Annotated in this window: 22 protein-coding genes; 3 read left to right on the plus strand and 19 right to left on the minus strand. The window is 51.3% G+C overall.

Translation table 11 applies throughout. From position 1 onward, the window contains the following. Positions 1–50 precede the first annotated feature (50 nt). From HDT28_02510 to HDT28_02565, 12 genes are all read right to left on the minus strand, one after another. Positions 51–1,679: a phosphomannomutase/phosphoglucomutase gene (locus tag HDT28_02510; GenBank protein ID MBD5131454.1), complete on the minus strand. Its 1,629-nt coding sequence runs from the start codon at positions 1,677–1,679 to the stop codon at positions 51–53. 107 nt (positions 1,680–1,786) lie between these two features. Then, complete coding sequence (locus HDT28_02515) at positions 1,787–2,953, minus strand: HAD-IA family hydrolase (protein ID MBD5131455.1); 1,167 nt, start codon at positions 2,951–2,953, stop codon at positions 1,787–1,789. Between the two features lie 96 nt (positions 2,954–3,049). Next, positions 3,050–3,808, minus strand: coding sequence for a hypothetical protein (locus HDT28_02520; protein ID MBD5131456.1), 759 nt, complete (start codon positions 3,806–3,808; stop codon positions 3,050–3,052). Between the two features lie 6 nt (positions 3,809–3,814). Continuing rightward, positions 3,815–4,813 carry a 3-dehydroquinate synthase gene (locus tag HDT28_02525; GenBank protein MBD5131457.1) on the minus strand — a complete coding sequence of 333 codons (999 nt, stop codon included), beginning with the start codon at positions 4,811–4,813 and terminating at the stop codon, positions 3,815–3,817. Positions 4,814–4,988: 175 nt separating this feature from the next. Then, on the minus strand, positions 4,989–7,016 hold the full coding sequence (locus HDT28_02530) for a DUF2207 domain-containing protein (GenBank protein ID MBD5131458.1): 2,028 nt from the start codon (positions 7,014–7,016) through the stop codon (positions 4,989–4,991). A gap of 78 nt (positions 7,017–7,094) precedes the next feature. After that, positions 7,095–7,688: a LemA family protein gene (locus HDT28_02535; protein MBD5131459.1), complete on the minus strand. Its 594-nt coding sequence runs from the start codon at positions 7,686–7,688 to the stop codon at positions 7,095–7,097. A 110-nt stretch (positions 7,689–7,798) separates the two neighbouring features. Then, on the minus strand, positions 7,799–8,494 hold the full coding sequence (locus HDT28_02540) for an N-acetylmuramoyl-L-alanine amidase (GenBank protein ID MBD5131460.1): 696 nt from the start codon (positions 8,492–8,494) through the stop codon (positions 7,799–7,801). 121 nt (positions 8,495–8,615) lie between these two features. After that, positions 8,616–10,088: a M1 family metallopeptidase gene (locus HDT28_02545; GenBank protein MBD5131461.1), complete on the minus strand. Its 1,473-nt coding sequence runs from the start codon at positions 10,086–10,088 to the stop codon at positions 8,616–8,618. Between the two features lie 175 nt (positions 10,089–10,263). Continuing rightward, a complete protein-coding gene (locus HDT28_02550) occupies positions 10,264–11,352 on the minus strand; it encodes a D-alanine--D-alanine ligase (GenBank protein ID MBD5131462.1) in 1,089 nt (362 codons plus the stop codon). Positions 11,353–11,496: 144 nt separating this feature from the next. Beyond that, the gene (locus tag HDT28_02555; GenBank protein ID MBD5131463.1) at positions 11,497–12,294 is read right to left on the minus strand and encodes an undecaprenyl-diphosphate phosphatase; all 798 of its coding nucleotides are present in this window, start codon (positions 12,292–12,294) and stop codon (positions 11,497–11,499) included. A 370-nt stretch (positions 12,295–12,664) separates the two neighbouring features. Next, positions 12,665–14,695: a polysaccharide biosynthesis protein gene (locus HDT28_02560; GenBank protein MBD5131464.1), complete on the minus strand. Its 2,031-nt coding sequence runs from the start codon at positions 14,693–14,695 to the stop codon at positions 12,665–12,667. A 117-nt stretch (positions 14,696–14,812) separates the two neighbouring features. Next, entirely contained in the window at positions 14,813–16,096 is a 1,284-nt protein-coding gene (locus HDT28_02565; protein MBD5131465.1) for a phosphoglucosamine mutase, read from the minus strand. Between the two features lie 185 nt (positions 16,097–16,281). Between HDT28_02565 and HDT28_02570 the strand changes: the two genes are divergently transcribed. Beyond that, complete coding sequence (locus HDT28_02570) at positions 16,282–16,980, plus strand: small multi-drug export protein (GenBank protein MBD5131466.1); 699 nt, start codon at positions 16,282–16,284, stop codon at positions 16,978–16,980. 11 nt (positions 16,981–16,991) lie between these two features. Further along, complete coding sequence (gene glmS, locus HDT28_02575; GenBank protein ID MBD5131467.1) at positions 16,992–18,818, plus strand: glutamine--fructose-6-phosphate transaminase (isomerizing); 1,827 nt, start codon at positions 16,992–16,994, stop codon at positions 18,816–18,818. A 39-nt stretch (positions 18,819–18,857) separates the two neighbouring features. Here glmS and murI read toward each other — a convergent pair whose 3' ends face one another. Both murI and HDT28_02585 read right to left on the minus strand, forming a co-directional pair. Beyond that, complete coding sequence (gene murI / locus HDT28_02580) at positions 18,858–19,583, minus strand: glutamate racemase (GenBank protein ID MBD5131468.1); 726 nt, start codon at positions 19,581–19,583, stop codon at positions 18,858–18,860. Between the two features lie 58 nt (positions 19,584–19,641). Further along, positions 19,642–20,406, minus strand: a complete 765-nt coding sequence (locus HDT28_02585) for a GPR endopeptidase (GenBank protein MBD5131469.1) — start codon at positions 20,404–20,406, stop codon at positions 19,642–19,644. 119 nt (positions 20,407–20,525) lie between these two features. Here HDT28_02585 and rpsT point away from each other — a divergent pair, with 119 nt between their 5' ends. Beyond that, positions 20,526–21,065 carry a 30S ribosomal protein S20 gene (gene rpsT / locus HDT28_02590; protein MBD5131470.1) on the plus strand — a complete coding sequence of 180 codons (540 nt, stop codon included), beginning with the start codon at positions 20,526–20,528 and terminating at the stop codon, positions 21,063–21,065. A gap of 159 nt (positions 21,066–21,224) precedes the next feature. Here rpsT and HDT28_02595 read toward each other — a convergent pair whose 3' ends face one another. From HDT28_02595 to HDT28_02615, 5 genes are all read right to left on the minus strand, one after another. After that, a complete protein-coding gene (locus HDT28_02595) occupies positions 21,225–21,821 on the minus strand; it encodes a hypothetical protein (protein ID MBD5131471.1) in 597 nt (198 codons plus the stop codon). Positions 21,822–21,858: 37 nt separating this feature from the next. After that, the gene (locus HDT28_02600; GenBank protein MBD5131472.1) at positions 21,859–23,292 is read right to left on the minus strand and encodes a nicotinate phosphoribosyltransferase; all 1,434 of its coding nucleotides are present in this window, start codon (positions 23,290–23,292) and stop codon (positions 21,859–21,861) included. Beyond that, positions 23,279–23,833, minus strand: coding sequence for a hypothetical protein (locus tag HDT28_02605; protein MBD5131473.1), 555 nt, complete (start codon positions 23,831–23,833; stop codon positions 23,279–23,281). Before HDT28_02605 ends, HDT28_02600 begins: the two co-directional genes overlap by 14 nt. A 98-nt stretch (positions 23,834–23,931) precedes the next feature. After that, positions 23,932–25,185: a hypothetical protein gene (locus HDT28_02610; GenBank protein MBD5131474.1), complete on the minus strand. Its 1,254-nt coding sequence runs from the start codon at positions 25,183–25,185 to the stop codon at positions 23,932–23,934. An 80-nt stretch (positions 25,186–25,265) separates the two neighbouring features. Continuing rightward, on the minus strand, positions 25,266–26,612 hold the full coding sequence (locus HDT28_02615; protein MBD5131475.1) for a CCA tRNA nucleotidyltransferase: 1,347 nt from the start codon (positions 26,610–26,612) through the stop codon (positions 25,266–25,268). Positions 26,613–26,621: the final 9 nt, after the last annotated feature.

Here is a 26,621-nt window from a genome sequence, read left to right on the forward strand (position 1 = left end):
CTCCTTAAATGGGTTGATTTTCTCTGTAGAATATTTGTGCTAAACTATTATTAAAAGTCTTGTGCGCCGTCGCTATCACCGTCCGCGTTCTCGTAAGCGTCGCCGTCGATTTCGGCCTCGCCGCCGAAAAGGTCATCCTCGGGTATTGCTTCCCCGCCGTCCGCGTATTCGTTTTGGACAGCAGTATCATCCAAGAACTGTTCGAGCGGCGCGCAGTCGAGCCCCGTAAAGCCGTTGAGGAACGAATACAGGAAGCTCGCTATCTTATGCGCTCCGCCACGCTTATTGCTCTCTATGTAAATGGGAAGCACAGGGTCGTGAACGCTTGTTCTGACTATAAAGTAACCGTCGCCGTGCGATACGTACGCGCGAACACCCTCGTAGTTGTCGCCCGAAATGGTTAGTAACCTCTCCGAAAGCCCTGTAAGCCGCGTAATGATGGTTTCCGCTTTTTCGCGCCAATCATCACAAGTGAAGTTAAGACGAATATCCCCTTCTTCAAGCGGAGTATCGAGATCGGCAATAAGATCGACAAGCTCGCAACCCTGCTTTTTGAGATTAGCAAGAGTTATGAGAATTTTAACGACGAAGTACGCGCCGTCGTCCAGGAAGAAATGCTCTCTGAACGCTACGTGTCCGCTGCTCTCGATTGCGAGCGGTGCGTCTACGCCGCTGTCGCAAAGCCTTTTCGCCTCGTCGATAACGTTGCGGTAGCCGCGCTTAAACCGCTTTTGAATACCGCCGCGGCTCTCAATGAACTGCCGCAAAGCTTCAGTAGTAACGCTGTCCGTTACGATGGTTGCATTGGGGTGATCGGGCAATACCATTGCCGCCGCGAGCGCAATAAGCCTGCATCTATTGACTTCCGTGCCGTCGGGAGTGACAACAGCACACCTGTCGCCGTCCGCGTCGAAGATTATACCAAGGTCGGCGCCCGTTTCGAGCACGCGGTTTTTGAGCGATTCCATAGCCTCGGCGTTTTCGGGGTTGGGCGGGTGCGCGGGAAACGTTCCGTCGGGCTCTAAGAACTGCGACGGCGAAATATCCGCGCCAAGTCCTTTAAGGACCTTGGTAGCGAAGTACCCGCCCGCGCCGTGCCCGGCGTCGACGGCAATCTTCATATTCCTGAACGGGTGGAACATACCAGTGCCCTTGCGTATGGTATCCGCCAAACTATCGGCATACACGCGCAAGAAGTCGCGAGGAATTATGGTAGAACGCACTGTGGGCGCTATTTTTTGATCGTTATTGGCAAGCTCGATTATTTCGTCGAGCTCTTTCGAGTTGACGCCGCCTTCTTGGGTAAAGAACTTAAGCCCGTTGATATCCATCGGGTGGTGGCTCGCCGTTATCATGATCGCGCCGTCGGCAACAATCGACGAATGCTGAGTGGTAAGGAAAGCCGCGGGCGTCGTTATCATGCCGCAGTCGAAAAGTTCGAGCCCTGCATACCTTAGCGTGGCAATGATAGTTTTTTGGAACTGCTCGCCCGTTATGCGGCTGTCGCGCCCGATCGCGATCCTGCGGCGCGGCTTGTCCACTCTGCGGCAAATCCACAGCGCAAACGCCGCCGCGATATCGGCAACGGCTTTTTCGGTAAGAACGGCGGGCTTGCCGTCCGTCGCTATCGCCCTACCGCGTATATCGGTACCGCTTTTCAAATTGCCGTAATCGTTCATACAGCCTCCACGCTTTGGTCATGATTTTAGTTCCGCTTATATTATATCGCTTTTATTTGTTTTTGACAAACATATTTAGAGTATTTTAGTAATTTTTTCCAAGCAATTTACAATATATCGAAAAAATCGTCATACGCCCGAATTCTGTAATCGGCGGAAGTTTCGAGCCTTCCCGACGGGTCAAAAAAGCAAGTGTCTATCCCCGCATTCTTTCCGCCCGCGATATCGGCGGTATTGCTGTCGCCTACCATGATCACGCGCGACTTATCGGGATTGCCTATTTTATCGAACACGCCGTTAAAATACCGCGTGTCCGGTTTTTCGTAGCCGATGTCCTGCGAAATAAAATATCCGTCGTGCTCGCCTTCCAGCGCTTTCAGCCGTTCGCTCGCTATATGCTTAAAGCTGTTGGTAGCTATATAAACCTTAGCGCCGCGCGCGCGGACCTTGCGTAAGAATTCTATCGAGCCGTTCAGGATATACCGCGTTTTGCACATTGCGGTTATAAAAAGATCTTTCATTTTGTGCGGGTCTACGCTCTCGCCCAACCGCTCGACAAACAAACCGAACCGCTTACGATCGAGCTCTTCCCGCGTTATTTCTTTGCGCTCCAACGCGCCCCAAATCTCGTTTGTGATAGCGGCGTATACTTTGACCACCGTTTCGTCGTCCGTCTTAACACCGACCGTATGCGCCGCGTGCAAAACGGAATAACGCATCGCCGTCTTAAAATCAAGCAGCGTATCGTCGGCGTCGCAAAGAACAACGTCGTACCTGTTCTTTCTCGGCTTTAACAGCATACCCATGAAATTCAAGATATAGGGTTCGTCCGAATTATCGAATATATAGTCGGCGTATCTGCGGTAAAGCGGTTCGCGCTCCTTTACAAGTCTTTCGAGCTCGGTTTTGAGCGGACGGTCGGACGAGGCTATGCGATCCTTTAAAACCTCGACGGGCGCGGTCAGCCACACTATGTCGCAGTGCCGCCTAAGTATCGCCATGCACTCGTGGCTTAGCACAACGCCGCCACCGCAAGCGATTATATACGGGTTATATCTTATGGCTTCCTTTACCGCTTCGAGCTCGTACTTTCTAAAAGTCTGCTCACCCTCGCGCTCGAATATGCCCGAAATCGAGCCGTAGCGGCGCGTAATCTCCTCGTCGGTGTCAAAATACGGAACGCCGAACGTTTCAGAATACAGCTTAGCCCAAGCGCTTTTACCGCTACCCATAGCGCCGATGAGCGCAATGTTTCTGCCGTTGGGATTAACCATTGCACATACCCGCAAGGTACGCAAGCGCAGCGAAATATCCGTCTACACCGCGCTTAACCGTAATATTAAAATCGATCCCTTTCAAAACCAAAATTTTCACAACCTCCCTCCGAGCTCCGCTCTCACTTTTTCGTACACGTCTTCTATATCGAAATCCCCATCTGTAATAATTCTAGCACCCTCAATCGCCTGATAAATAAGCATACCGGACCCGTTAGCCGTCTGCCCGCCGAGGGCGCGTATTCGCCTTAAAAACGGCGTATCGTCGGTGTAAACAAGATCGAACGCATAATCGAAATAAGGCTGAACGCACAGCGTTTTGAGCGCGTCCTCACCGTACGTTCCGAGCGGCGTACAGTTAATAATAAGCTCTGCAGGCTGATTGGTATACAGCTCCGCGCCGAGTGTGGACAGCCTTAACGCGTGTTTGAGCGTTCGGTTAAGCACGAACACCTTTTTGCCGAGCGCGATGAGTTCTTTTGTTACTGCGTACGCGCCGCCGCCGGCGCCGAGCACGACAGCGCTTTTTACCTTAGTCCGCCAATCGATAAAGTTACGGTCGAGCGCGCGAACGAACCCTGCACCGTCAGTGTTAAACGCTTTTCTGTCGCGCGAGCGGACTACGTTCACACTGCCGCTTTTGTTCCCTATAAATCTTGAAATATCGTTCTTGTACGGCTTGGTTACGAAAAACCCGTCGTAGCTATTTAATAGCTCTCCGACCGTCGCCGCAAGCGTATCGCGCACCGCGTTCTTTACCTCGAACTCCAACGGCGCGCCTATCGCCTTTGCTATCGCTCTATGAAGGTCGGACGAACGCGTCCCCATACCGTTTCCGAGCAATGCGATTTTCATAACTCTTTACGACTTCCTCAATTGCTTGATCGCGATGTCGTAACGCTCGGCGAACTCGTCTACCGAAACAGACAAACGCACTATATCGCCCGCATTTATCGGCAACATGATCGTGATATTTTCCCCGACGTTCTTTTTATCTCCCATTGCGCGCTCGACCACCGAATTTGCCGTGGAGTGCGGCGGAGCGGTAAACAACTTGCATAGTCTTATTAGCTGATCGCCGAACGAACGGCACACGAAATCGCCGAACATAGCACTTTCCGTCATCATGCCTTTCAGCACGTATTCACCGTGGCTCAATCGGTATTCGTCCACGCTTTCGAGCGCGTGCCCTACCGTATGCCCCACGTTGAGCACGGCGCGCAAATTCTTTTCCTTGGGGTCGCGCTTGACCACCTCGCGCTTAATAGCCACCGCTTTCTCGATAAGCGAATACACGGTATCGCGCTCGAACGTTACAAGCCGCGGAATATTTAAAAGCAAATCGTAATACGCGTCCTCTTTAAGAAGGCAGGTTTTAATCAGCTCGCCGTAGCCGCAAATGCGTTCTCTGTCGTTAAGGGTATCCAAAAAATCGTACGAGATAAACGTTTTCTTGGGCGGATAGAACGCACCGACGAGGTTCTTGACCCCGAACATATCGATAGCCGTTTTGCCGCCTATGCCCGAGTCTACCTGCGCGAGAAGGGTCGTCGGAATATTTATCCATTCGAGCCCGCGCATATACAGCGCCGCCGCCAAGCCCGTAATATCGCCTACGACTCCGCCGCCGAGCGCGGCTACCCTATCGCCACGAGTGAGCCCTCTCGAATACATTTCGCCTATAATCGAAAACAACACCGATTGCTGCTTGGACTTTTCGCCCGCAGGGATAACGAACGCATTTTCGGACAGTTCGGGATAAATAGACGCAACGTTACTGTCGGTGACTACAAAATCACAGCTATCGATCGCGAACGCTACGTCGTCCGGGCTCGCGCCGAGTATTACGTTATCGACCATAATCGCCTCGCTTAATTAATTTTTATAAAGTGTTTTTAGAGCGCATGTGAGAGATTATAGGCACGGCGCAGACGGGCAACAGTTGACACGCCCGCGACGGGAGTGTACACCGAAGTACATGACCTAGCGGGCGTGGCAAGCGTAGCCCGTATCCGCCGATGCATATAATCTCGAACTACCAGCGACCACCGCCGCCTCCCCCAAAGCTTCCCCCCGAGAAGCCGCCGCCGCTGTGTCCGCCGCCACCGCCGTGGCTCGAAAAACTACCGCCGCTTGACTTGGGCTGAACGCTGAGCGTGCTGCCGACGTTGTTCATGACGTGCGTTATAACGAACACGTCGAACACCGTGCGACTCGTTCCGTAATAGTATGTCGGAGGCTCGACGGTAATATCCTTGAATTTATCCGCCCAGATCTGCGACACGCCGAGAACGTTTGCGTACGGCAGGATATCGTAGTAATACTGCGGATCGTCCTCTAAGAGCGTTTCGAGCTGAGCTTTCTCTGCGTCGCGCAGGAAATTGCGGAAGCCGAGTATCATATTCAGCTGCGCGTCATAGTAATCGGTACGCAGGATAAAGAACGGCACGAGCGTCATGGGCACGCACAGCGCGCACGCAAAAATTATTCGCTCCAACCAACCCATAACGTCAATCGGCACGGCGATCGCCACGATAAGCGCAAGCCCTACGTTCACCGCAGCGTATAAGCCCGTCAAGACCTTTCGCTTGGTGTCGCCCAGCTTATGATAGTACGCGCCGAGCATAAGCCCCGCCAACGCAGACAGTACTTGGAACGCGCCCGCGAGCACGCCGCCGAATGCGAAAAACAACCGACCGACTCTAAGCGAAGTCAATACGCTTATACCTATCGAATACAGCCCGCAAAGAATTGCCATACCCGCCGTAAGACCGATACCGCTCTTTTTGTACAGCTTGCCGCGATACTCGTTGTTTACGCCGTTCTTAACGTTATTCAACGCACTCGCAAACTTGCCTTTGAGCGTGCTCATGGCGACCTTTTTATTTCCGTCTTCGTCGGCGTCACCGTACGAGAACAACGCGTCGAACATTTTCTTTTCGTAGTTGGTGACTGCGCTCACTCCTTTAAGCTTTTTGAAATAGGTTTCGCCGTCCTTTTCTTCTATCGCGAGATAGCCCTTGCTAGCCCAATAGAATATGAGCGAGGTAACGTCCTCGTTCGAGCACCCGCCGTCTATAAGCTTGCCTATTTGCACGGGCAGCATATGCCGCTTTTTATCGCCCTTTCCGTCGACGCGCGGCGGGTAGAAATCGACTATGGGCGTGAGCTCTTTATTCTTGAAAATAAACTTCAAAACGACTACGATAACAACGAGCGCTGCGCCGAGCCCGAGCGTAAGCAGAAATTCAAGATCGACGCGGTTATGCAACGTGCCGTCCGGCATTTTACAAGCAAGCTCTACGTTCTCGTAATTTTTAAGCGCATAGGAGTCTTCATTCTTGTACTGCAAAGCTTTTTCGAACCGATCGGCTATACTTATCTCGACAGTTTTATTGCCGTTAGACCACGCAACGTCCACGCCTTCCGTGTTGTACGTTACCTTTTCGCCGCCTATCCAAATGCCGTAGCTGTCGCCCACATCCTCGGACGCGACGGGATATGTCTCGCCCGCATCCTCGGGCGCAACTGGATAAGTCATGCGGATATTCGCGTTTTTGGTAAGGCAGGTCCAGCCGCCGCCTATCGCGTTGAACGCCAAAATATCCGCGCCCATTGAGTGCTCGGGCGTTATCATATCGTATTGAATATTGCAAACGAGCGTGTCGTGCCTACGGAATTCTTTGTCCTCGTCGCCTATACGCGCGCGCACGATCTTGTTACTGCTCTCGTGCGAAATCTTGCACCTGCGCGACGGCTCGGTGCTCACGGTAAGGTTACGCACCTTTTCACCCGAATTGACGGGAATATCCACGTATATGCCGTGGCTCGATTCGAGAAACTTAACTTCGATTACTTCCCTGACCGTACACGAGCGGTCGTCGTTAAACTCGATATCTACGTCGAAGCTCTCGAAGTACATACCTTTATCCAACGGTCTGTACGAAACCCCGTCATCGTCGTCGGGCAGAAACGCCACGAGCGCGAAAACGGTGACGAATATAATGAACACAACGACCAGAAAAACGTTGCCGGCAGCGCCGGATGATTTGCGCTTTGCCATTTATCTCTCCTTAAAACAAACGCAAACGAACGATGCGCAGAGCACACCGTTCGAAAAGTTAGCTATTCAAAAATCGGGTTATTGAAAACTGACGCGGGGCGCTACGCGCTCGCTCACGTCGTCGAGCTCGAAGTACAGCTTGCGTTCGAGCTTCATGCGACCCGCTACGATGCTCGACGGGAACTGCTCGATCTTGGTATTGAACTTTTTAATGACCGCGTTATAGAACTTACGGCTCTGAGCAATCTCGTGCTCTATCTGTTCGAGCTGGTTGGCAAGGTTCATGAACTGGCGGTCGGCTTTGAGCTCGGGATAGTTCTCCCTTACCGAGTTAAGCAGCGTATGGAGCGACATTCCAAGCTCGCGCTCGGCGGCTACGCGGTCGTTGCCGGTAGAGGCAATACACGCGTTACGCGCGGCGGTCACTCGCGAGAGCGTTTCGCCCTCGTGCTTGGTGTAGCCCTTGCACGTTTCGACGAGGTTGGGAATGAGGTCGTAACGCTTTTTCATGTGAACGTCCATCGTGGAGAACGCTTCCTCGGTGTCGTTGCGAAGCGAAACGAGCTTGTTCTTGGTAGTGATATACCAAATAGCTATTATTATAAGTAGAAGTGCGACAGCACCCGCGACTATTCCGCCGATTGCGCCGCCCGATAACGATAAGAATTGCATTGTTGTAATTCCTCCTTCGCTTATATTCTATCACAACGGATAACCGATTGCAAGTCTTTTTATAAAAATGGAATTAAAGACAGATTAGAATTTGATTAAACGCGACAGGCTCAGCTCCTGCTGTCGTCCATGAACACGGCGTCGACCGCCGAAAAAATGGTGTACGCTACCTTTTCCTGATAGCTTGCGGTGATCAGCTTGTTCTCCTCGACGGAGTTGGACAGGAATCCGCACTCGCACAGTATGGACGGGTACTCGCTGCATTTGAGTATGTAGTAGTCGCCTACCGCAGCCGAACGCGGTTTGTCGTTTAGCACGTCGTTGAAATAGCTTTGAACCTTGTTCGCGAAAAACTCGCCCTTGGGGTCGGTCGCGAAAAAGGTTTGTGCGCCCGATACCGTGGATACGGGATAGGAATTGCAATGCACGCTTATCACGAGGTCGGGCGCGGCGGAGGAAAGGATATCGCGGCGGGCGCGCATATCGTCGCGCTTGCTGTATTTTACCCCGCCGCTCACAGCCGCCGAATCGCTGCGCGTCATGACTACGTTATACCCCGCGTTTTCGAGATACTTGCCGAGGTACTTGCTTATGGACAGGTTTATGTCGCTTTCCTTGGTCCCCGTGGTCTTGCCGACCACGCCGCCGTCCGCACCGCCGTGTCCCGCGTCGATAACGATCGTAATGCCGTTATCGGCGCGCGCGGAGGCAATTACGGTTGCGCCCACCGCGAACGCCGACACGACCGCGATTATCAGCGAAAGAACGACGATAACCGTTTTCTTTTTGATAGTAACGAATGCCATTTGAAAGAAAATCCTTTTTGCAAACCATTATTATACGGGCAAAGTTATGCACTTATGCACATAGTTATGCACATTGCACTGTGTAAAAAGGTCGATAACGGTCGAATACCGTCGAAATTTATCAGTGCGAGGAATAAAGCTTGACGTTGCCGTTCAGCCACGAATCGAATAGCGCGTTAAGCTGGCGTTTGGATGAGCTTTCCATTGCGCCTACGAGGTTTTGCGGCTCGGCTATGCCGAACTTATTGTCCTTATAGTAGGTCTTTAAGCCGTTGAGGAACGCGGTCGAGCCGACGGTGTTTCGAACGTCGTCGAGCATGAGCGCGCCCTTAACGTAGGTCATGTACGTGTATTCCGTTTCGCCGTCGTACTCGTTTACGGCGCGGGTCATGGACGTATCGCCGAGCCCGTTGTTTTTATACGTTTCGCAGTACAGCATATACGCGGACAGCGCGTCGGCGCGCTTAGCGTTGAACGTATAGTTATAGCCCTCGGCGTTCTCATAGAACATCATGGTCGAATACTCGGCAAGACCTTCGTCTAGCCAGGCGTACTTGACCTCGTTGTTGCCCACAGCGCCGTACCACCACTGGTGCGCCGTTTCGTGGATGATTACGTCCTTTTTGACGTCGCCCGTGCACTCGTCGGAGATCATTGACAGCGCGGGATATTCCATTCCGCCCTGCAAAAAGCCGGTCTGGACGACGGTATACTCGGCGTACGGATAATCGCCGAACAGCTCGCCGAACACGCGCACAGAGTCGATAGCCGCAGCAAGCGCGCCCTCTGCGTCGGCGTCGTTATAGTAGTAATAGTTGACTATTACCTCGTCGGACAGCCCGCTCATTTTTTGGTACTCACCGCACACCGCCGCGAAGTCGCGAACGTTCTCCGCTTTCATTTCGTAAGTGACGGTTACGCTCTCGCCTGCGGTGTTTTCGGTCTTTTGACTGACTACGCCCGTCGCCGCGCACTCGTAGCCCTCGGGCAGCGTGAGCGTTACTTCGTAATCGGCGCACTCGCTGTAAAACGGATCGCCGCTCGAATAGTACGGATCGGCTACGAACGCGCCGTTCTCGTACACGCACGCTATGGGATAGAAATTGGCGAGGTTGACCGATTTATCGGTATAACCGAGACGGTGCCGCACCTCGGGAAGTTTAAGAGTATAATCGATTTGGATTTGAGCCTTATCGGTCGGGTCGAGCGTGCCCGTCGCAACAGAGAGAATATTCTCGTCCTCGCCCGCTACGGTGATATCGACTGCGTTGCCGTTTACCGTTACCGACTGAATATCGAGGCTAGAATAACTGCGCCCCGCGGGATAAGCTTCCGCTATGCGATTGGCGGATACGGGGCTGTATTTAGCGCCCTCGCGGTAGGCGTTCGGGTACAAGTGAAACCACACCTCGTCGAGCGGGACGTCGGTGTTGTTCACGTAGTCGACAACTACGGACGCAGTGAGCGTTTTGTCGCCCGACAGTTCCGCAGTGATCGTGTATTTGGTAAGCTCCTTGTCATCCGCCGAACCGCACGCCGCAAGCGATAATCCAAGCGCCGCCGTCAGCGCCATAGCCGTAATCTTTTTTCGCATATCAATCTCCTTTTTCGTACTGAGATATTGATATGACGAAAAATGCGGCAATATGACATATTATTAATTCAGAATGTAGAATTAAGAATTCAGAATTATTGACCACTGCGTGGTGATTTAATTAGTCCCATCTTCTTTAATTCCTAATTACTAATTTCTAATTCTTAATTGACTATTATTTCCCTATGATAGGCGTTACGGGCGTATACGAGCGTTTTAACGCCTTTCTGCGGCTTTCACGATTGAACGCCGTGTCTATAAGCGTTTGTATGAGCGTGGAAAAGCTCATACTGCTTCTGAACAATGCGTTGGACAGCGAGCCGGGTATTGTGTTTATTTCGTTCACAAAAACGTCATCGCCTTTTACGAGAAAGTCTATCCTTGCTATACCGCTCGCGCCTATTGACTTAAACGCCGTAACCGCCTGTTCCTTTATGCGCGCGGTTATCTCGTCATCTACCTCGGCGGGGATCTTATGCCTGGTTTGCTTGACGTCACCCGAATATTTATCGTCGAAGGTCAAAAAGCTTTTCCACCCGACGGGCTGTTCGGTATCGGATACTTCGATCTTGCCCGTTATACTATCGCCGAGCACTGCGCAGTTGATCTCGATAAAATCCTCTAACGCTTTTTCTATTATGACGGTATCGTCCCACTCGAACGCCACGCGCAGCGATGCGTATAGCTCGTCGGGCGTTTTTGCTATCGATATGCCAATCGAGCTGCCGAGGTTGCAAGGCTTGACGATCACGGGATAGCCCAGTTCGCTTGCCTGCTTTACGGCTACGGTCGCGTCACGTTCGTAGTCGGGTTTTATTATCGGGGCGTACGGAAGCACGCTCAGCCCGTTCTTTTCGAACAGGACTTTGCTCATGAGCTTGTTCATGCCGATTGCCGAAGCGCAGACGTCGCTGCCCGTATACGGCACGCCACACATATCGAGCATGCCCTGCAATGCGCCGTCCTCGCCGCGCATACCGTGCATGCATAATAGAGCTGCGTCTATCTTGTGCAGTCGCTTGTTTTTAGTATACAGATACGGTTCGGCGGGGCGGATATGTACGCTTATTTTTTTGAACTTCTTTTGGCGCACGGCAGCCGCACTGTCGACGCCTTTCGGGTCGACCGCCCACCACTCGCCGTCGGGGTCGATATACACGCCCACGCACTTATACTTTACGGGACAGGCGTTCATTGCTTGCAAGCCCGTGATGATACTTATGTCGTGCTCGCACGACGTTCCACCGAAAAATACAGCAATCATATTTTTTATATATGATTGCCGTCTTTTTTTAGTGTCGTATATTTAATTAATTAGTAAAAAAACTTTTCGCCCGAGTAATTTCGGTACGTTATTTATTTCTTTACGCCACTCTAAAACGGGTTTTTATCTTGTTTTTTTATTATATTACAGCGACGGGATGAAATAGAACGAGAAAGTTAAAATCGCTATGATCAAAAGGTAGAGCGAGAACCATTTGTAATTTGCTTTGGCGATAAGCTTGAGCATGACACGTATGGCAATATAGCCCGAAGCAAACGCGCTCATTGCGCCCACGAATATGCTAAACCAATCTATTTGAGCAAGCGCCCCCGCTTGCGCGACGTCGATAACACTCAATAACAGCGAACCGCAAATAACGGGTATACTCATTAGAAATGAGAAAGTAGCAACCTCTTTGCTGTCCGTTCCCGTTACCGTGCCGCCGAATATGGTCGAGCCCGAACGCGATATACCGGGGAATACTCCCGCGCCCTGCATAAAGCCCATGGCTACCGCCCCGCCCCAGCTGAGCGGTTTAGGCGATTTATTGCGCTTTGCGACTACTTCGCTCACAAACATTATTATTGCCGTGAACAGGAAGAAGAAGCACAAATAAGTTGCCGTCGAGAAATACTGTTCTATATAGTCCTTAAACGCGAACCCGACTATGACTGCGGGTATGGTCGCGACGATAAGCATTAATAACCGCTTGAACGGTTTTTTAAACAATTCGAGAATGGGCTTATACAGCACGATTACGACGGCAACGAGCGTGCCCAAATGCACAAACACGTCGAACATCAGGTTAAACTGTCCGTTGCCGTTATTGAGCCCCATTAGCTCGCGGACCAATATAAGGTGTCCGCTCGACGATACAGGTAAAAATTCGGTCAGACCTTGAACAAGCCCGAGTACCATGGCTTGCCACCAAACCATATTCATTTTTATCTCCTTTGCCCTACGGGATGTCAACCCGAGTAGAACACATTTTTGCGGGCAAATCGTGCGTTATACTGCGTTAAAGCCCTTGCATAGCCGATCTAAGGCTTACGCTTCGGGCTTTGCCTTGTCTAACACCCGATTTGCTATGCAAAAATGCTCGCTTTATAAGCAGCGTTTTTCGAGCTATTTATCGACTTATCGAGTGAAGGCGTAGCCTCGGCGCTACGGCAAACGAGAGAAGGCGGAAAAGAGCCGAATAAACGCGCTTATTAAAGTGTTCTACATGGGTTGACATCCCGTACAATCGAGCTACTTATATATACTGCAAACGCAATTGAAATATTCTCGATAAGTATCGCGTTTATATGCGCTATGCGGCGGCGGTCGGAGGCTGTTCTTCCGTCATTTTCGCTTCGGCCTCCGCGGCGCGAAGTGACGATGCGCGCTCCTTTATCGCCTGCTCGCGTGCGGCGCGCGGAACGATATCGAACACCTTCTTTTCGATGCCGACTTCGTCCTCAGCTTCGGCTAAGCGTTTGAGCTCGTCGAGCTCCTTATCGAACTTGGTTTTGTCGATATTTTCGAGCTTGGTTACGAATATGCCTTCGTGCAGGGTTTTATCGACCTGCTCCTTGTCGTAACGCAGTTCTTCGAACAGCTTTTCGCCGGGGCGCAGACCCGAAATAACTATTTGAATATCCTTGTTGGGGACATATCCGTTAAGCCGAATAAGATTGCACGCAAGGTCGTAGATAAACACGGGATCGCCCATGTCGAGAACGAACACCTCGCCACTCGACGCCAACGCACCCGTTTGAAGCACCAATCTTACGGCTTCCGGTATCGTCATGAAATAACGTTTGATATTCCTATCGGTAACGGTGACCGGACCGCCCTCGCGAATTTGCTTTAAGAATGTGGGAATAACCGAGCCTGACGAGCCGAGAACATTGCCGAACCGCACCGCAGCCATTTGCATTTTGCCGCCCTCGGCACGCGTTTGCACGAGCATTTCGGCAAGGCGCTTGCTCGCGCCCATTACGTTTGCGGGGTTGACCGCCTTGTCTGTGGATATGAGAACGAACCGCTTTACGCCCGCTTTTTGGCACTGCTCGATAACGTTCTTAGTGCCGAACACGTTGTTTTTGATCGCCTCGGTAGGTGCAATCTCCATCATAGGAACGTGCTTATACGCCGCGGCGTGGAATACCGTTTCGGGCTTGAATTTTTTGAGCACGCTAGCAAGCTTGTCCTTTTCGCGCACGGTACCCATAATGAGCGTGTAGCGCGATTTATCGTACAGCTTGCTGAACTCCTGGTCGATATTGAACATTCCATTCTCGTGCTGATCGAAAATAACGAGGTGCTTGCAACCGAATATGAGCGCCTGACGGCAAAGCTCCGAGCCGATCGAGCCCGCGCCGCCCGTAACCATAACGACCTTATCTTTGACAGACATATCGACGAGCTCTTGACGGACCTTGAATTCGTCCCTGCCCAAAAGGCTTTCTATTTTAATATCGTGCAATGTTAGCGACGAATTGGCTATGCCGTTCGCGTCGCTGATCGGCGGAAGCATTTTAATGGGAACGTTAAACTTGCTGAGCCGCTCGTAGATATGCTTTAACTGCGATTTCGTAAGGTCGGTTATCGCTATGACGAACAGCTCCGGATCGTACGTTTCCACTATACCGTCGATATCGTCCAAGCCACCCGCAACGAGACAGCCGCCTATCGTTTTGCCGTGCTTGTCCGGATCGTCGTCGATATACGCAACGGGATCGCAGCCCTCGTCGGGGTTAGAAGTAAAGCGACTGTTAAGCGCCGAACCGACGTTACCCGCGCCGTAAATAACAGTGCGTTTAAGACGGGCGTTATCGGTCTCCGACATATTGCCGCGCCTTACGTGCTTGATATATCCGAACACCATATACGAGAACCGCGGTATTGCGGTAAGCACGAGCGCGATTACTACATATAAAAGAATTTGAGTACCCCAAAACTCGACGTTGAACGCCGCTTTGAAGATAAGCTTAACAATCATCAGTATGAAGTACGACACGACGTACGCCGATGCGAACTTCATAAACTCGATACGCCCCGCGAACTTCCACACAACATTGTAGCAGTTAAAGAGCGCGAGCAGGCATATAGGCATCGCTATCATGATAACCATGATAGGTATTTCGAAATTCAAATAGTTATGCGGATAGTTGTCAATCGGTATCGCCCTGAACATGGCGGCGCGCGCTATCCAAAACGAAGCAATACAAAACGCAATATCAAGTAAGAACGTCAAAATTATGCCGCGGTAGCGCGGCGAAATAATGTTGCCCAGCTTCGAATTTTTCTTCGCTTCGGTTTTTCCGTCGCGTTCGGATTTCTTAGGTTGTTCTGCCATCTTACCTCTTAACGGTCGTTCACTGCAACCGCCTTAACAATGATAACATATATAAATGCCGAATGTCAATGAATAATCAAGAATTAGAAATTATTGATTAAGAATTAATATGATTATTTACGCTTTTCTCGTGTTTATATACTTTTTAAACACGGAAAGTACTTCGTCTATCTTGCGCGCGTCCTCGCATTCGCACATTACGCGAACTTTCGGCTCGGTACCAGACATTCTGACTATCAGCCTGCCTATGCCGGAAAGCCGCGCGGTATAGTCCTCAATAAGCCCGATCATTTCCTTTTCGTACATAATCGACTGATCGGCGTATTCGGCGATCGCCTTTTGCGGGAAAAGATTGAGCTCCATGAACTCGCCGAGCTTGCCTTTTTTATAAAGCGTTTTAGTGAGTATCATGCTCGACATTATGCCGTCGCCCGTCGTCGCTTGCGGATACACAATATAGTGTCCGCTCTGCTCACCGCCGAGGTTGTACCCCTTTTTGAACATAAGATCGCAAATATACTTATCGCCGACAGGCGTACGGACGAGCCGCCGTCCGTCCTTTTCGAGCCGTCGTTCGAGCGCGGTATTGGAAAGTATCGTTCCGACTACTACGTTGTCTTTGAGCGACATTTCGCGACCGAGGTTATATAATACGGAGTCGCCGTCCATAATTTTGCCGTCGAACACGAACGACAGCCTGTCGGCGTCGCCGTCATACGAAAAACCGAGCTTATAGTCGGTGTTTTGCATGGAATGCAGAACATAGTCGGGATGAAGCGCCCCGCAACCGCAATTGATCTTTTCGCCGCGAAGCTTGTAGTTTTCTATCTCGACCGTTGCGCCCAAGCGCTCAAACGCTTGCTTAGCAACCGTCGAAGCCGCGCCGTAACCGCAGTCGAGCCAAACCTTTGCGCCCGTCATGTCTGCGTCGACCGTTTCGACCAAATAGTTCACGTACTGCTCCTGCGCGTCGTCGATATTCCGCACCGAGCCAACGGCGCGCATTTCGGTCGGGTTGTCGATATAATACTCGATACTACCCTCTTGCTCCTCGCTGAGCTTTACGCCGTTGCCGTCGAAAATTTTAATGCCGTTATACTCGGGCGGATTGTGCGATGCCGATATAACAATGCCGCAAAGCGCCTTGTGCTTAATTGCCATGCGCGCGATTGCGGGCGTAGGAAGAACACCCACCGTCAAAACATCTGCGCCGCCGCGTTTAAGCCCGTCGATAAGCGACTGTTGGATTTCGGGACCGGATACGCGGGTATCGCGCCCTACCACGATTTCACCCTTACCGAAGTATGCGACTACCGCAAGTCCTACCTTGTAAGCGAGCGCGGCGTCCAGATTATCGCCGTACTTGCCGCGAATGCCGTCGGTGCCGAAATATTTACCCATTTTCGCCTCCATACGACCCAAATTTAGGTCATATATTAGTATATGTAGGAATACCTTAAAATTATAATACATTGCGCGAATTTTGTCAATATTATAAAATAACTTCTTTAAAAAATAGAACATAAAAAACGACTTCGCTCTATCTTGTTGACATATTACCCTATTTTCGATTATACTATATCGGTATGACAGCTATATTAGATAATATTGCAAACGCCATGAATAACGCGCTCGGCTCGGCGCTGACCGTTTTTTTGCTTTCCATGATCCCGCTTGCCGAAGCGAAGGTAGCTATTCTTTTCGGGTTGAGAATGGGAATGAACCCGTTCGAAGCTTTCGGCTGGGCGTTTTTGGGCTCGTCATTTGTCGCGCCCATACTGTTGCTTATTTGGATACCGATAATAAACGCTCTGTCGCGCACCAAGCTTTTTGCCAAGGTCGGAAAATTCCTATATGACAAATTCGAAAAGAAATCGCGCTCGCTTAAAACAGCAGACGACAGCGGCGAAGCTCCGCCCGACGGCGGCAAAAAGAAGATTTTGACTAAAAAAGACTTGAAGCGAATGGGCGGCTTGGCGCTTTTTGTAGGCGTTCCCGCACCCATGACGGGCGTTTGGACAGGCTGTGCTGTCGCGGCAATTACAAAAGTCGGGTACGTTAAGGGTTTAATCGGCATAGTATTAGGTAATGCGGTTGCTTGCGGATTGCTTACGCTTATCGGCTATTTATTCGGCGCATACGTCGATTATATCATTTACGCTTTCCTGGCAATAATCGTAATCATTGTGATCGTCTTTTTCATTAAATTGTTCACGTTTAAACCGAAGGACGAAGCTGAGGCGCAAACCGCAACCGAAACGAACGACGACGTTCAATCGGAATAAAGGAGAAAATCATGTGCGGAATAATCGGATACGTCGGCAGGAAGAAAGCCGTACCCGTTTTGCTGAACGGGCTTGAACGCTTGGAATACCGCGGCTACGACAGCAGCGGCATAGCCGTAGTAGAAAACGAAGAGATTACCGTAATTAAGGCTACGGGCAAAATCAGCGCATTGCGCCAAAAGCTTAAAGACAATCCCGATGTTGTCGGGTCCGTCGGCATAGGACACACGCGCTGGGCAACCCACGGCGTGCCTTGCGACCGCAACTCCCACCCTCACCTTTCAAGCGACGGGCGGTTTGCTATTGTTCATAACGGCATTATAGAAAACTTCGGCGAGCTCAAAGCCGAGCTTACCAATCAAGATGTAACCTTTGCAAGTGACACTGACAGCGAGGTCATCGCTCAGCTTCTTCAATCGGTCTATGACGGAGATATGATCGCCGCGCTTAAAACGGTTATCGCGCGGCTTGTCGGCTCGTATGCGGTAGGAATTATATTCGCCGAATGCCCTGACACCATGTACGCCATACGCAAGGACAATCCACTCGTAATCGGTTTGGGCAAGAACGAGAACTTTATCGCCTCCGACTTTTCGGCGGCGCTTGAACACACACACGACTTCGTACAGCTCGCTGACGGCGAAATTGCTGCACTCACCTCGCATTCCGCACTGTTCTACGATAATAACGGCAAGAGCATAACGAAAACGCCTTTCCGCATCGACTGGGATATTTCACAAGCCGAAAAGAACGGTTATCCGCACTTCATGCTCAAAGAGATCTACGAACAACCGCGCGCGCTCACCGACACTATTCGCCCGCGTATAAACGGCAACGACATAGTTCTCGACAAGATAGTGCTCGACGAGAAGAATGTAAACAGCATAGACAAAATCGATATAATCGGCTGCGGCTCGGCGTATCATGCGGGTATCGTCGGCAAGGCGTTCATTGAAAAATACTGCCGCATACGCGTAAACTGCATACTTGCAAGCGAATATATCTATTCCGACCCGATCACCGATAACCGCACGCTCACGATCATAATCAGCCAGAGCGGCGAAACCGCCGACACGCTCGCCGCGCTCAGGCTCGCAAAAAAACGCGGCTCGCACACGATAGCGATAGTCAACGTGGTAGAGAGCGCGATCGCACGCGAAGCGCACGACGTTCTTTATACTCACGCAGGCCCCGAAATAGCGGTCGCAACGACCAAGGGCTATACCACTCAGGTCGCCGCACTCTATCTCATAGGGCTTAAAATGGCTAAGATAAAACGGCTCATTCCCGACGCGCGCTATGCCACCCTTCTCGAAGAAGTTAAAGCCCTGCCCCAAAAGGTAGAAGAACGGCTCGAAGATATTTTCGATATCAAACGTCTGGCGATCAAAAACGCCGACCATAAATGTATGTTCTTTATCGGGCGCGGCGCGGACTACGCCGCTTCGCTCGAAGGCGCGCTCAAACTCAAAGAGATCTCGTATATCCACGCCGAAGCGTACGCTGCGGGCGAGCTTAAACACGGGCCTATCGCGCTGATCGAAGAGGGCACGCTCACACTCGCGCTCGTTACACAGAGCGGACTGCTCGATAAAATGCTCAATAACATTAACGCGGTGCAAGCTCGACGCGGCACAGTGCTTGCTATCGCGTCCAAGGAAAATACGAGTATCGGCGAATACAGCGACGGTATGCTCACCATTCCACAATGCGAGGACGACCTCAGCCCCATACTGACCGCCGTCGTCTTGCAGATATTCGCCTACTACGTAGCGGAAACACGCAGTTGCGATATAGACAAACCGCGCAACCTCGCAAAGTCTGTTACGGTTGAGTAATTAAAACAGGGGCGCGGGGATCGACTCCTGCGGGGTGATTTAATCGCCTATCTTTTCGGTAGAGTAAAACCTAACGCTGCCCTTATCTGTTGCGGGGGCGTTTAGCTCGGCGACGGCAAGGCAGTATTTAAGCCGTTCGGCTTCGCCCGTAGCACCGTCGTAGATTTTTATTTTTCCACCGTAAAAATCGGATATCAATTTCGTAATATATGTATAGTGCGAACAGCCGAGGATAACCGCTTCGGCTGTTTTGTATTGTTCGAAGATTTCTGCGATATGCGGGCGCAATGCTTCTATATTATTCGAATTGTCCTCTATAAGCTTAGCCAGTTCTTTCCGCGCGAGCGGTTTCACCCTGCCGCCCGTTTCTTCTATAAGCCTATTGAACTTGGCCGATCTACTAGTCGCTTCGGTGACGAGCGCAACGGCGTATCCGTCCCGCCCGAGCTCGCGAAAACACGGCTTTACGGCGGGTTCGAGCCCTATCACTATCTTATCGGGATAGAACGTTCTGATACAGTCGATCGTCGTCACCGTCGCCGTATTGCACGCAATAACGAGCGCTTTACAGTTCATGGCGAACAGCAAGCTTGCGCAATGCAAAGCGTAACGCTTGATTTCCTCGGGCGGTTTTACACCGTACGGCATATTCGCTTCGTCCGCGAGATATATAAACTTTTCGTTTGGCATAAGCTCGGCGCACTTTTTAAGAACATTCAGTCCGCCCACGCCGCTGTCGAACACACCAATAGGATTGTTTCGCATAAACCCTATATATGCTCTAATTCGCCGACAAGTTCTTAATACCTACCCTGTACCCTGTTTAAGCAAACGCTTCGTTTATCGCGCCCGCGATTATTTTTGCGCAGTCCTCTACGAGAATATCGACGTCCTTAGGCGTCACTATCATATCGACGCCGCTCGGCATATCCTCGCCGCAGAAGTCGCGCGCGATAGTCGACGAGTATACGACGAGCGGCACGCCCACCGAAATCACGGGCACGCCGAGCGATTTTTCGTCCAACCGCTGTCTGTGGTTATCCACGCCGCTGCCGGGCGTAATGCCGCTATCCGTCACCTGAAACGCCGTAGCGATCCTAGGCGACGCGGCGGCGGTGAGCGCGTCGACGACCACTACCGCGTCGGGCTTAATACGCTCGGTCACAGCCGCGATAATATCGAAGCTCTCTATACCCGTCATGCCGAGCACGTTGGGCGTGAGCGCGCAAAGGTATTTATCGGGATTCTTATGCCGTGTGACGGTCAGCCGCTTAAACACCCTATCGCCGAGCGCGTCGGCGGTAAGATCGGGATTGCCCAGCCCCACGGCGAGGATCTTTTTAAAGCCCTTGCAGTATTCCTTAAAGCAACCGCATAGCGCGTCCGACACCCTGCCGTAGTTATCGACATCGCCGGTAATGACGGCGGGAGTTTCGAATGTTGAATACTTACCGCACGGCTTGCCGAGCCGCACCGCCATGTCGTTATCCACTTCCACGCGGTAATATTTGATAATACCGTCGTCGCGCGAGTGCTTGTGTTTATAGAACTCGACCGCCATATCGGTGTAAATCTTGCCGTTATCCATAAAAATAGTGTTTGTATAACGAATTTTTTTTAATCGCATAACGATAAACAGTTGCAAATTTATAATTTCTGTGGTATAATCTTATGGCAAATAGAAAAAAGCGACAAAGGAGTATTACCGTGCCCAACATCAAATCCGCGAAAAAGCGCGTACTTATTACGAAGAAGAAGAATGCTCGCAATCGCGCAGACCGCAGTAAAGTCAACAACGCCATCAAGGCGTTTAATAAAGCAATCGATTCCGCCAACCTCGAAGAAGCGGAGCGCTTGCTTCCCATCACCATGTCTATAATCGACAAGGGCGTTACCGCAGGCGTACTTCACAAGAACGCCGCCGCCAACAAGAAATCGGCGCTCAGCAAGCGTTTGAGCGACATTAAGAGCGGCAAAGTAACCATCGTTGTCAAGAAAGACAACAAGACGATCGCCGCCGAGAAAGCGCGCGCCGCAAAAGAAGCCCGCGACGCCGCTCGCGCCGAGTTCCGCGCCAAGCAAGCCGAAAAGCAGGCGGAAAAGGACGAGCAAAAGAAGAAAAAGGCGGTCAAGGAAAAAGCCGAAGAAAAACCCGTAAAGGAAAAGGCTCCCAAAAAATCCAAGAAAGCGGAAAAGCCTGCCGAGGAAGAAAAACCCGAAGCTCCCGCCGAGGACAAAGCCGAATAATCTTCTACCCTAATAAACATAAAACGCTCTCGATACCGAGAGCGTTTTTTATTATTATTACTACTAGACACAATTTTACTCGGCGTAACGCTTAATAAATAACGTAAGCATACACACGACACTAAAAGTTTCTTGCATATTTCTTTTCAAAGAAGTAAGTTAGTCGTCTATAATTATTCCGAGTTCTCGCATAATATCTTTTAGATCCTCTTTGGGATGCAAAGCTTCCGCGATGGAAAAGCCCGCGGGCGAACGGTCGGCGTAATCATCCTTTTTACGCGGTTGCTGTTCGGTTGCGGCAACGCCGTCCTCGTCTTCGAGCGAAGTCATTAAACGGTCGCGTTCCTCGGCGTACTGTTTTTCTATATCCCCTGCTCTATCGAGCACCTCGGCGATCTTGCCGCCCGCCTTGCTTGCCGCGGCGAGCTCGTCGTCCAGCGGGTACGCCGCGAGTATGCGGTTAAAATAGCCCACCCACTTATCGTGGAAGCTCTTTAACTGCGCGATCTCCTGATTGTATTTAATAAGCGACACGCGTTCGATATCGTCCGCCTTTTTGAGCGCGGCGGTTATTGCCTTGTAAACAAGCTCCTTTTGCTTCTCGTACTCGGCGATCTTACGCTCCGCGGCGGACAGCGCGGTTTTGAGCTCGTCTATACGTTCGCGCTGCCGCATAAGCGTCTGCTCGTACTCGCGCCGCACCGATAGCGCGTAGTTATCGAAATCGGTCTTGTTATATTTCTTTTTATCGTCCATTATTACCCGCTTGATAAGTTTGTAGGCTTATGTATTTCTAATGCTTAGCTCTATGCTCTTTTAACAGCTTATGTTTTAGCTCGTACAGCCCGTCAGAAAGATTGACTTTATAGATCTGCGGATTGTCTATACGCTTGTACTCGTCCCAGAACTTGGCGCGCTCGCTCTCGGCGAACTTGACTATATCGCTGAGCGCGGGACTATTGTATACATTCTTTCCGTTTTCGAATATTTTATGCAGCATACACCGCACGTCGTAATCGTCGAGCGTGGTCGTTTTCCACCGCTCCGTTTCGTGCGTGAGAACGAGCGGCTTATCTAGCTTTTCGTCCTTCAACGCAATAAGATCGGCAAACGCCATGCCCGATTTCTTGTCGTATATTCTGTACAGGGTTTTAAGCCCGGGGTTGGTGACCTTGACCATACTGTCGGACACCTTCATGCGCGGAACGAGCTTGCCGCCGTTCTTAGCTATCGCCGACAGCTTGTACACGCCGCCGAGCGACGGAGTGTCCTCGCTCGTAATAAGCTTTGTACCCACGCCGTACATATCGATTTTCGCGCCCTGATTATCGAGCGAAGCCAGCAGGTATTCGTCGATATCGCCCGAAGCCATGACTATTGCGTCTGGGAATCCCGCCTCGTCGAGCATCTTGCGCGCGACCTTACTTAGATACGCCAAGTCGCCGCTGTCGAGCCTTATGCCTATCGGCTTATGCCCCGCCGCCTTCAACTCGTTGAATACCGTTATGGCGTTGCGTATTCCCTGAATGGTGTCGTACGTATCGACCAATAAAAGACAAGTATCGGGGTACACTCTCGCGAACGCGCGAAACGCGTCGAGCTCGCTGTCGAAGCTCATGACCCAGCTGTGCGCGTGCGTGCCCTTTACGGGTATATCGAACATCTGTCCCGTCAAAACGTTGCTCGTGCCGTTGCACCCGCCTATTATCGCAGCCCGTGCACCGTAAATGCCCGCGTCGGGACCCTGCGCGCGCCTAAGACCGAACTCGACCACGCTCTTGCCCTTAGCGGCGGACACGATACGCGCCGACTTGGTCGCAATAAGCGTTTGGTGGCTTATAATGTTTAGGAGCGCCGTTTCTATAAGCTGCGCTTCGATAAGCGGAGCTTTTATAATGACGATAGGCTCCTGCGGGTACACGATATCGCCCTCGCACACCGAGTACATATCGCCCGTAAACCTGAAATCTTTGAGATAGTCCAAGAACGCGCCGTCGAATATACCGAGCGAGCGCAGGTAATCTATATCTTCCTTGGAGAAATGCAGATTCTTGATATAATCGATAGCCTGATCGAGCCCCGCGAACACCGCGTAATTGATAGTGTCCTTTTGGCGGAAAAACACGTCGAACACAGCCGTATCGTTAGCTTTTCCTTCTAAAAAATAACCGTCCATCATCGTAAGCTGATAGAGGTCGGTCATCATGGTGAGATTACGCATTGTCATCCTTATCCTTATTGAAATACGCCTGAACGCCGACGGCGATCACACATAAACCGAAATACGCCGCGACGAGCCCGCCCGCAAGCCCGTAGCCTACCACGCCCGAGCTCGCAAGCGCAAACAGTGCGGCGATAACGCCGAAAAATAATATAGCCTTGATTTGTGGAAACTTGGCGATCGAGAACCATACCGAAAAAACGCACCCTATTGCCGGCGCGGCCATGAATATGGGATAGACCTGCGCCATCGTTAAAGGCGTCGTTGCCGTAATGAGCGACGGAATACCGCACGCTATTATCACGCCCGCCAGCCACATAGACAGCGCATTCTTGGCAATGATCGCGCTGACGAGCACGGCTACGCCGAACGCAAACAATATCGTAGGTGCGGCGATCTCGCCGACCCTTGCGTTTATCACGCCCGTGCCCGCAAGAACAAGTATTATTCCCGCAACCGTCAGCAGCACGCCCATAACGATATTGCTAATGCATTTTTGCTTTTTTGTGAGCGGCAGCACTGCGTCGGTCATTCCGGATATATTCATGCGCTTCTCCGTAAATTCTTATAGTCTTGATTATATCTTTTATCTTAAATTTTGTCAAGTGTTTGGTAATACGGAGTAAAGTCGGTTATTTCGATAATTTAAGGGTTTACTGCAATAATTTGCGGAACGGCTTTATACTCGTTACTTCTTATTTTTACGCGCTTTACCATCGTTCCGTTCTTATAATATTTAAGAAAGGTTTCGCTCACCACGCCGTCCTTGCCGGGCGATACCAACGCCCTATCGCCGCTGACCGCCGTTGAGTCGAAATATTTATGCTCGGTATCGACCTGCTCGCTCTCCTCGTGCTTGACCGTTTTTACTATCACGCTCTCGGGCACGATGGTGTACTCGTTCTTTTCGCCGAACACTGTAACTGTGCCGCGCTTGTTCGCAACGTTCACCGCAATATACACGTCGTGCGCGGTGGTGTTTGTGATAACAAGATCGCTCATGCCGCTTATCATGGCGTCAAGTCCTGCGGGACAATATGAGGGGCATATCGAGTGCGCGTTGGCGCTGCACGTAAGTCCCGCAACGAGCGCGGCGTTATACAGCGCGGTAGATGCTTGACACACCCCGCCGCCCACGCCGTCAACGTACTTGCCGTCAACGATTATCTTCGCGCTCTTAAAACCGTTTTGCTCGGTGCGCGCGCCCACCGTTTTATTAAAGGACAGCGTGCCGCCCGCAGGGATAACCGCGCCGTCGAACTTGGAAAGCGCAAGCGACACGTTATGCGCACGCGCTTCCGTAGAGGTCGAGTACTCCGTCGTGTACTTGCCGCGGAATAATATATTCGCTTCGAGCTCAGCTTTTTTGACGCTCGGCTCGATGGGAAGCGTATGCGCCGTCACCTCGCCGCCACCCGAAAACCTGAGTGCGCAATACAGCGACGCGTAAAGCTTTTTCTCGTCGAGCATTCTGCCCGTTACCTCGGGCGTTACGGCGAACCTGCCGTTGCCCTTATACACCGTTTGCGCGTCGACGGGCGGCTTATACAAGTATTCCGCCGCACTGTCCACCGCAGCTATAAGACGCGGGAAACATACTTCGAGAGCCGCCTTATAGTCCGCGCCCTTTTCCAAACACGTATCGACCAGTATGAGCTTTTGATCGAGCGGCGCGTTTATCCGTCTCAGCTCAATCTGCTCGGCGACAGTGAAGTCCGACGCCGTTATCGGCTCGTCCACGTACGTAAAATCACGGTCACTCGTCTTGACGGTGACCGTGGTATAGTTATTCGGCTGCGACTCTACGTCGGCGTGCGCGCTCGTTGTAAAAGCGCACACCAAGCAAACGATAACCGCCGCGACCATAAGCGTTATGTAATACCGAGCTACTGTTTTCATCGAAATTAGTATGTCGATATTTGTATATTTAATGCGTAATTTTTAATTATCTCAAACTGTACCCTACGCTCTGTGTCCTGTTACCTATTAGGCTTTTTGGGTAGTCGCTGTGCGACTTTATACAGCCAGTCGGGGTTATTGTTTCTTGGATTGATGATACAGTCGTGCCACAGGCTTTCGAGCGCAGCCGAGATAGCCTCGCTCTCGAAGCCCATATCAGCAAGGTCTTTGCCTGAAATGCGCAACTGCTTTTTGAGTATGGGCGCGCCCTCCTCTATCATTTTGTCACGCACGATTTCAAACCTATGCTTGCCCTCGACCTCGTCGGGCGCGACCATGCCGGTAGCGAGCTTATCTGCTTTTATGAGCGCAACGAGCTTATCCAGTACGTCGTAGTTTTGCGCGACGAATATGCGGATCTTGGCTTCCCTAGCGTCACCACGCATATCGTACATATGCAGCGAGCATAACCTTACGACCTGTTCTATAACGTCGTTGGGATATCGCAAGCGGTTGAGAATTATCCTTGCGGCTATGCCGGAGCTTTTCTCGTGACCGTGGAAGTTACCGAATTTCTTGATGCAGAACGGCTTGCCTACGTCGTGGAGGAGCGCAGCGAGTCTTAGGTTATGAATGGGCGGAGCGTACTGCACGCACTTGAACGTATGCTCCATTACGTCGTACTTGTGGTACAATTCTGGCTGGGTCACGCCGTTCATGGCGGCGATTTCGGGAATGAGGTTTTCCCACAGCCCGAGCTGTTTTAAAAGCCGTAGTCCGCGATACTGCGCGCTCTTGACGTCGTTGGCGGTGTCAGCGTAGAGAATTTTATCAAGTTCCATGCGCTTACGCTCGCTGGTTATATCTACGAGCTGCGCGTTGTTCGCTTTTGCCGACATTGCCGTTTCGCCTTCTATTTTAAAGTTAAGCTCGGCGGCGAGCCGCACAAGCCTAAGCAGTCTCAGTCCGTCCGATTCGAACACGCGCTTGTGACATCCGCGCAGGATCTTTTGCTCTATATCGCGTATGCCGCCCAAGGGATCGATGATCTCGTCGCGCTTAACGTCGTAGTACACGGCGTTACAGGTAAAGTCGCGCCGCGCGGCGTCGGCTGTCATGTCGGTGGTAAAGCTGACGTGCGCGGGCGTGTGCTCGCCGCCTTGGTTGTATACTTCCACGCGGAAGGGCGTGTACTCGTACTTTATATCGTCGCAAATAAGCTGCGCCGTGCCCATGCGGTGGTTGACCATATTCATGGTGGTGCGCGGCGGAAGATTGAGTGCAAGCGCAGGCAACGGACCCGCAAGATCGATATCCGTTGTTTTATAGCCGCACAAGCTATTGCGCACGTAGCCGCCGACCACGTACACTTTATCGCCAAGCTCGCTTATAAACTTGGCAGATTTTTCGTCAAGATGTATTTTCATACCACCCAT

The organism is Clostridiales bacterium, from assembly GCA_014799665.1.
Classification (GTDB): domain Bacteria; phylum Bacillota; class Clostridia; order Christensenellales; family Pumilibacteraceae; genus Anaerocaecibacter.

Bases quoted from the DNA above. Each gene is read 5' to 3' on its own strand.
- HDT28_02585 (MBD5131469.1), bottom strand. From the start codon at position 20,406: ATGGATAACGGCAAGATTTACACCGATATGGCGGTCGAGTTCTATAAA.
- HDT28_02555 (MBD5131463.1), bottom strand. From the start codon at position 12,294: ATGAATATGGTTTGGTGGCAAGCCATGGTACTCGGGCTTGTTCAAGGT.
- HDT28_02565 (MBD5131465.1), bottom strand. From the start codon at position 16,096: ATGGGTAAATATTTCGGCACCGACGGCATTCGCGGCAAGTACGGCGAT.
- HDT28_02605 (MBD5131473.1), bottom strand. From the start codon at position 23,833: ATGAATATATCCGGAATGACCGACGCAGTGCTGCCGCTCACAAAAAAG.
- HDT28_02595 (MBD5131471.1), bottom strand. From the start codon at position 21,821: ATGGACGATAAAAAGAAATATAACAAGACCGATTTCGATAACTACGCG.
- murI (MBD5131468.1), bottom strand. From the start codon at position 19,583: ATGCGAAACAATCCTATTGGTGTGTTCGACAGCGGCGTGGGCGGACTG.
- HDT28_02600 (MBD5131472.1), bottom strand. From the start codon at position 23,292: ATGACAATGCGTAATCTCACCATGATGACCGACCTCTATCAGCTTACG.
- HDT28_02530 (MBD5131458.1), bottom strand. From the start codon at position 7,016: ATGGCAAAGCGCAAATCATCCGGCGCTGCCGGCAACGTTTTTCTGGTC.
- HDT28_02550 (MBD5131462.1), bottom strand. From the start codon at position 11,352: ATGATTGCTGTATTTTTCGGTGGAACGTCGTGCGAGCACGACATAAGT.
- HDT28_02545 (MBD5131461.1), bottom strand. From the start codon at position 10,088: ATGCGAAAAAAGATTACGGCTATGGCGCTGACGGCGGCGCTTGGATTA.
- HDT28_02615 (MBD5131475.1), bottom strand. From the start codon at position 26,612: ATGAAAATACATCTTGACGAAAAATCTGCCAAGTTTATAAGCGAGCTT.
- HDT28_02515 (MBD5131455.1), bottom strand. From the start codon at position 2,953: ATGGTTAATCCCAACGGCAGAAACATTGCGCTCATCGGCGCTATGGGT.
- glmS (MBD5131467.1), top strand. From the start codon at position 16,992: ATGTGCGGAATAATCGGATACGTCGGCAGGAAGAAAGCCGTACCCGTT.
- HDT28_02610 (MBD5131474.1), bottom strand. From the start codon at position 25,185: ATGAAAACAGTAGCTCGGTATTACATAACGCTTATGGTCGCGGCGGTT.
- HDT28_02540 (MBD5131460.1), bottom strand. From the start codon at position 8,494: ATGGCATTCGTTACTATCAAAAAGAAAACGGTTATCGTCGTTCTTTCG.
- HDT28_02560 (MBD5131464.1), bottom strand. From the start codon at position 14,695: ATGGCAGAACAACCTAAGAAATCCGAACGCGACGGAAAAACCGAAGCG.
- HDT28_02510 (MBD5131454.1), bottom strand. From the start codon at position 1,679: ATGAACGATTACGGCAATTTGAAAAGCGGTACCGATATACGCGGTAGG.
- HDT28_02525 (MBD5131457.1), bottom strand. From the start codon at position 4,813: ATGGTCGATAACGTAATACTCGGCGCGAGCCCGGACGACGTAGCGTTC.
- HDT28_02520 (MBD5131456.1), bottom strand. From the start codon at position 3,808: ATGAAAATCGCATTGCTCGGAAACGGTATGGGGACGCGTTCGTCCGAC.
- HDT28_02570 (MBD5131466.1), top strand. From the start codon at position 16,282: ATGACAGCTATATTAGATAATATTGCAAACGCCATGAATAACGCGCTC.
- HDT28_02535 (MBD5131459.1), bottom strand. From the start codon at position 7,688: ATGCAATTCTTATCGTTATCGGGCGGCGCAATCGGCGGAATAGTCGCG.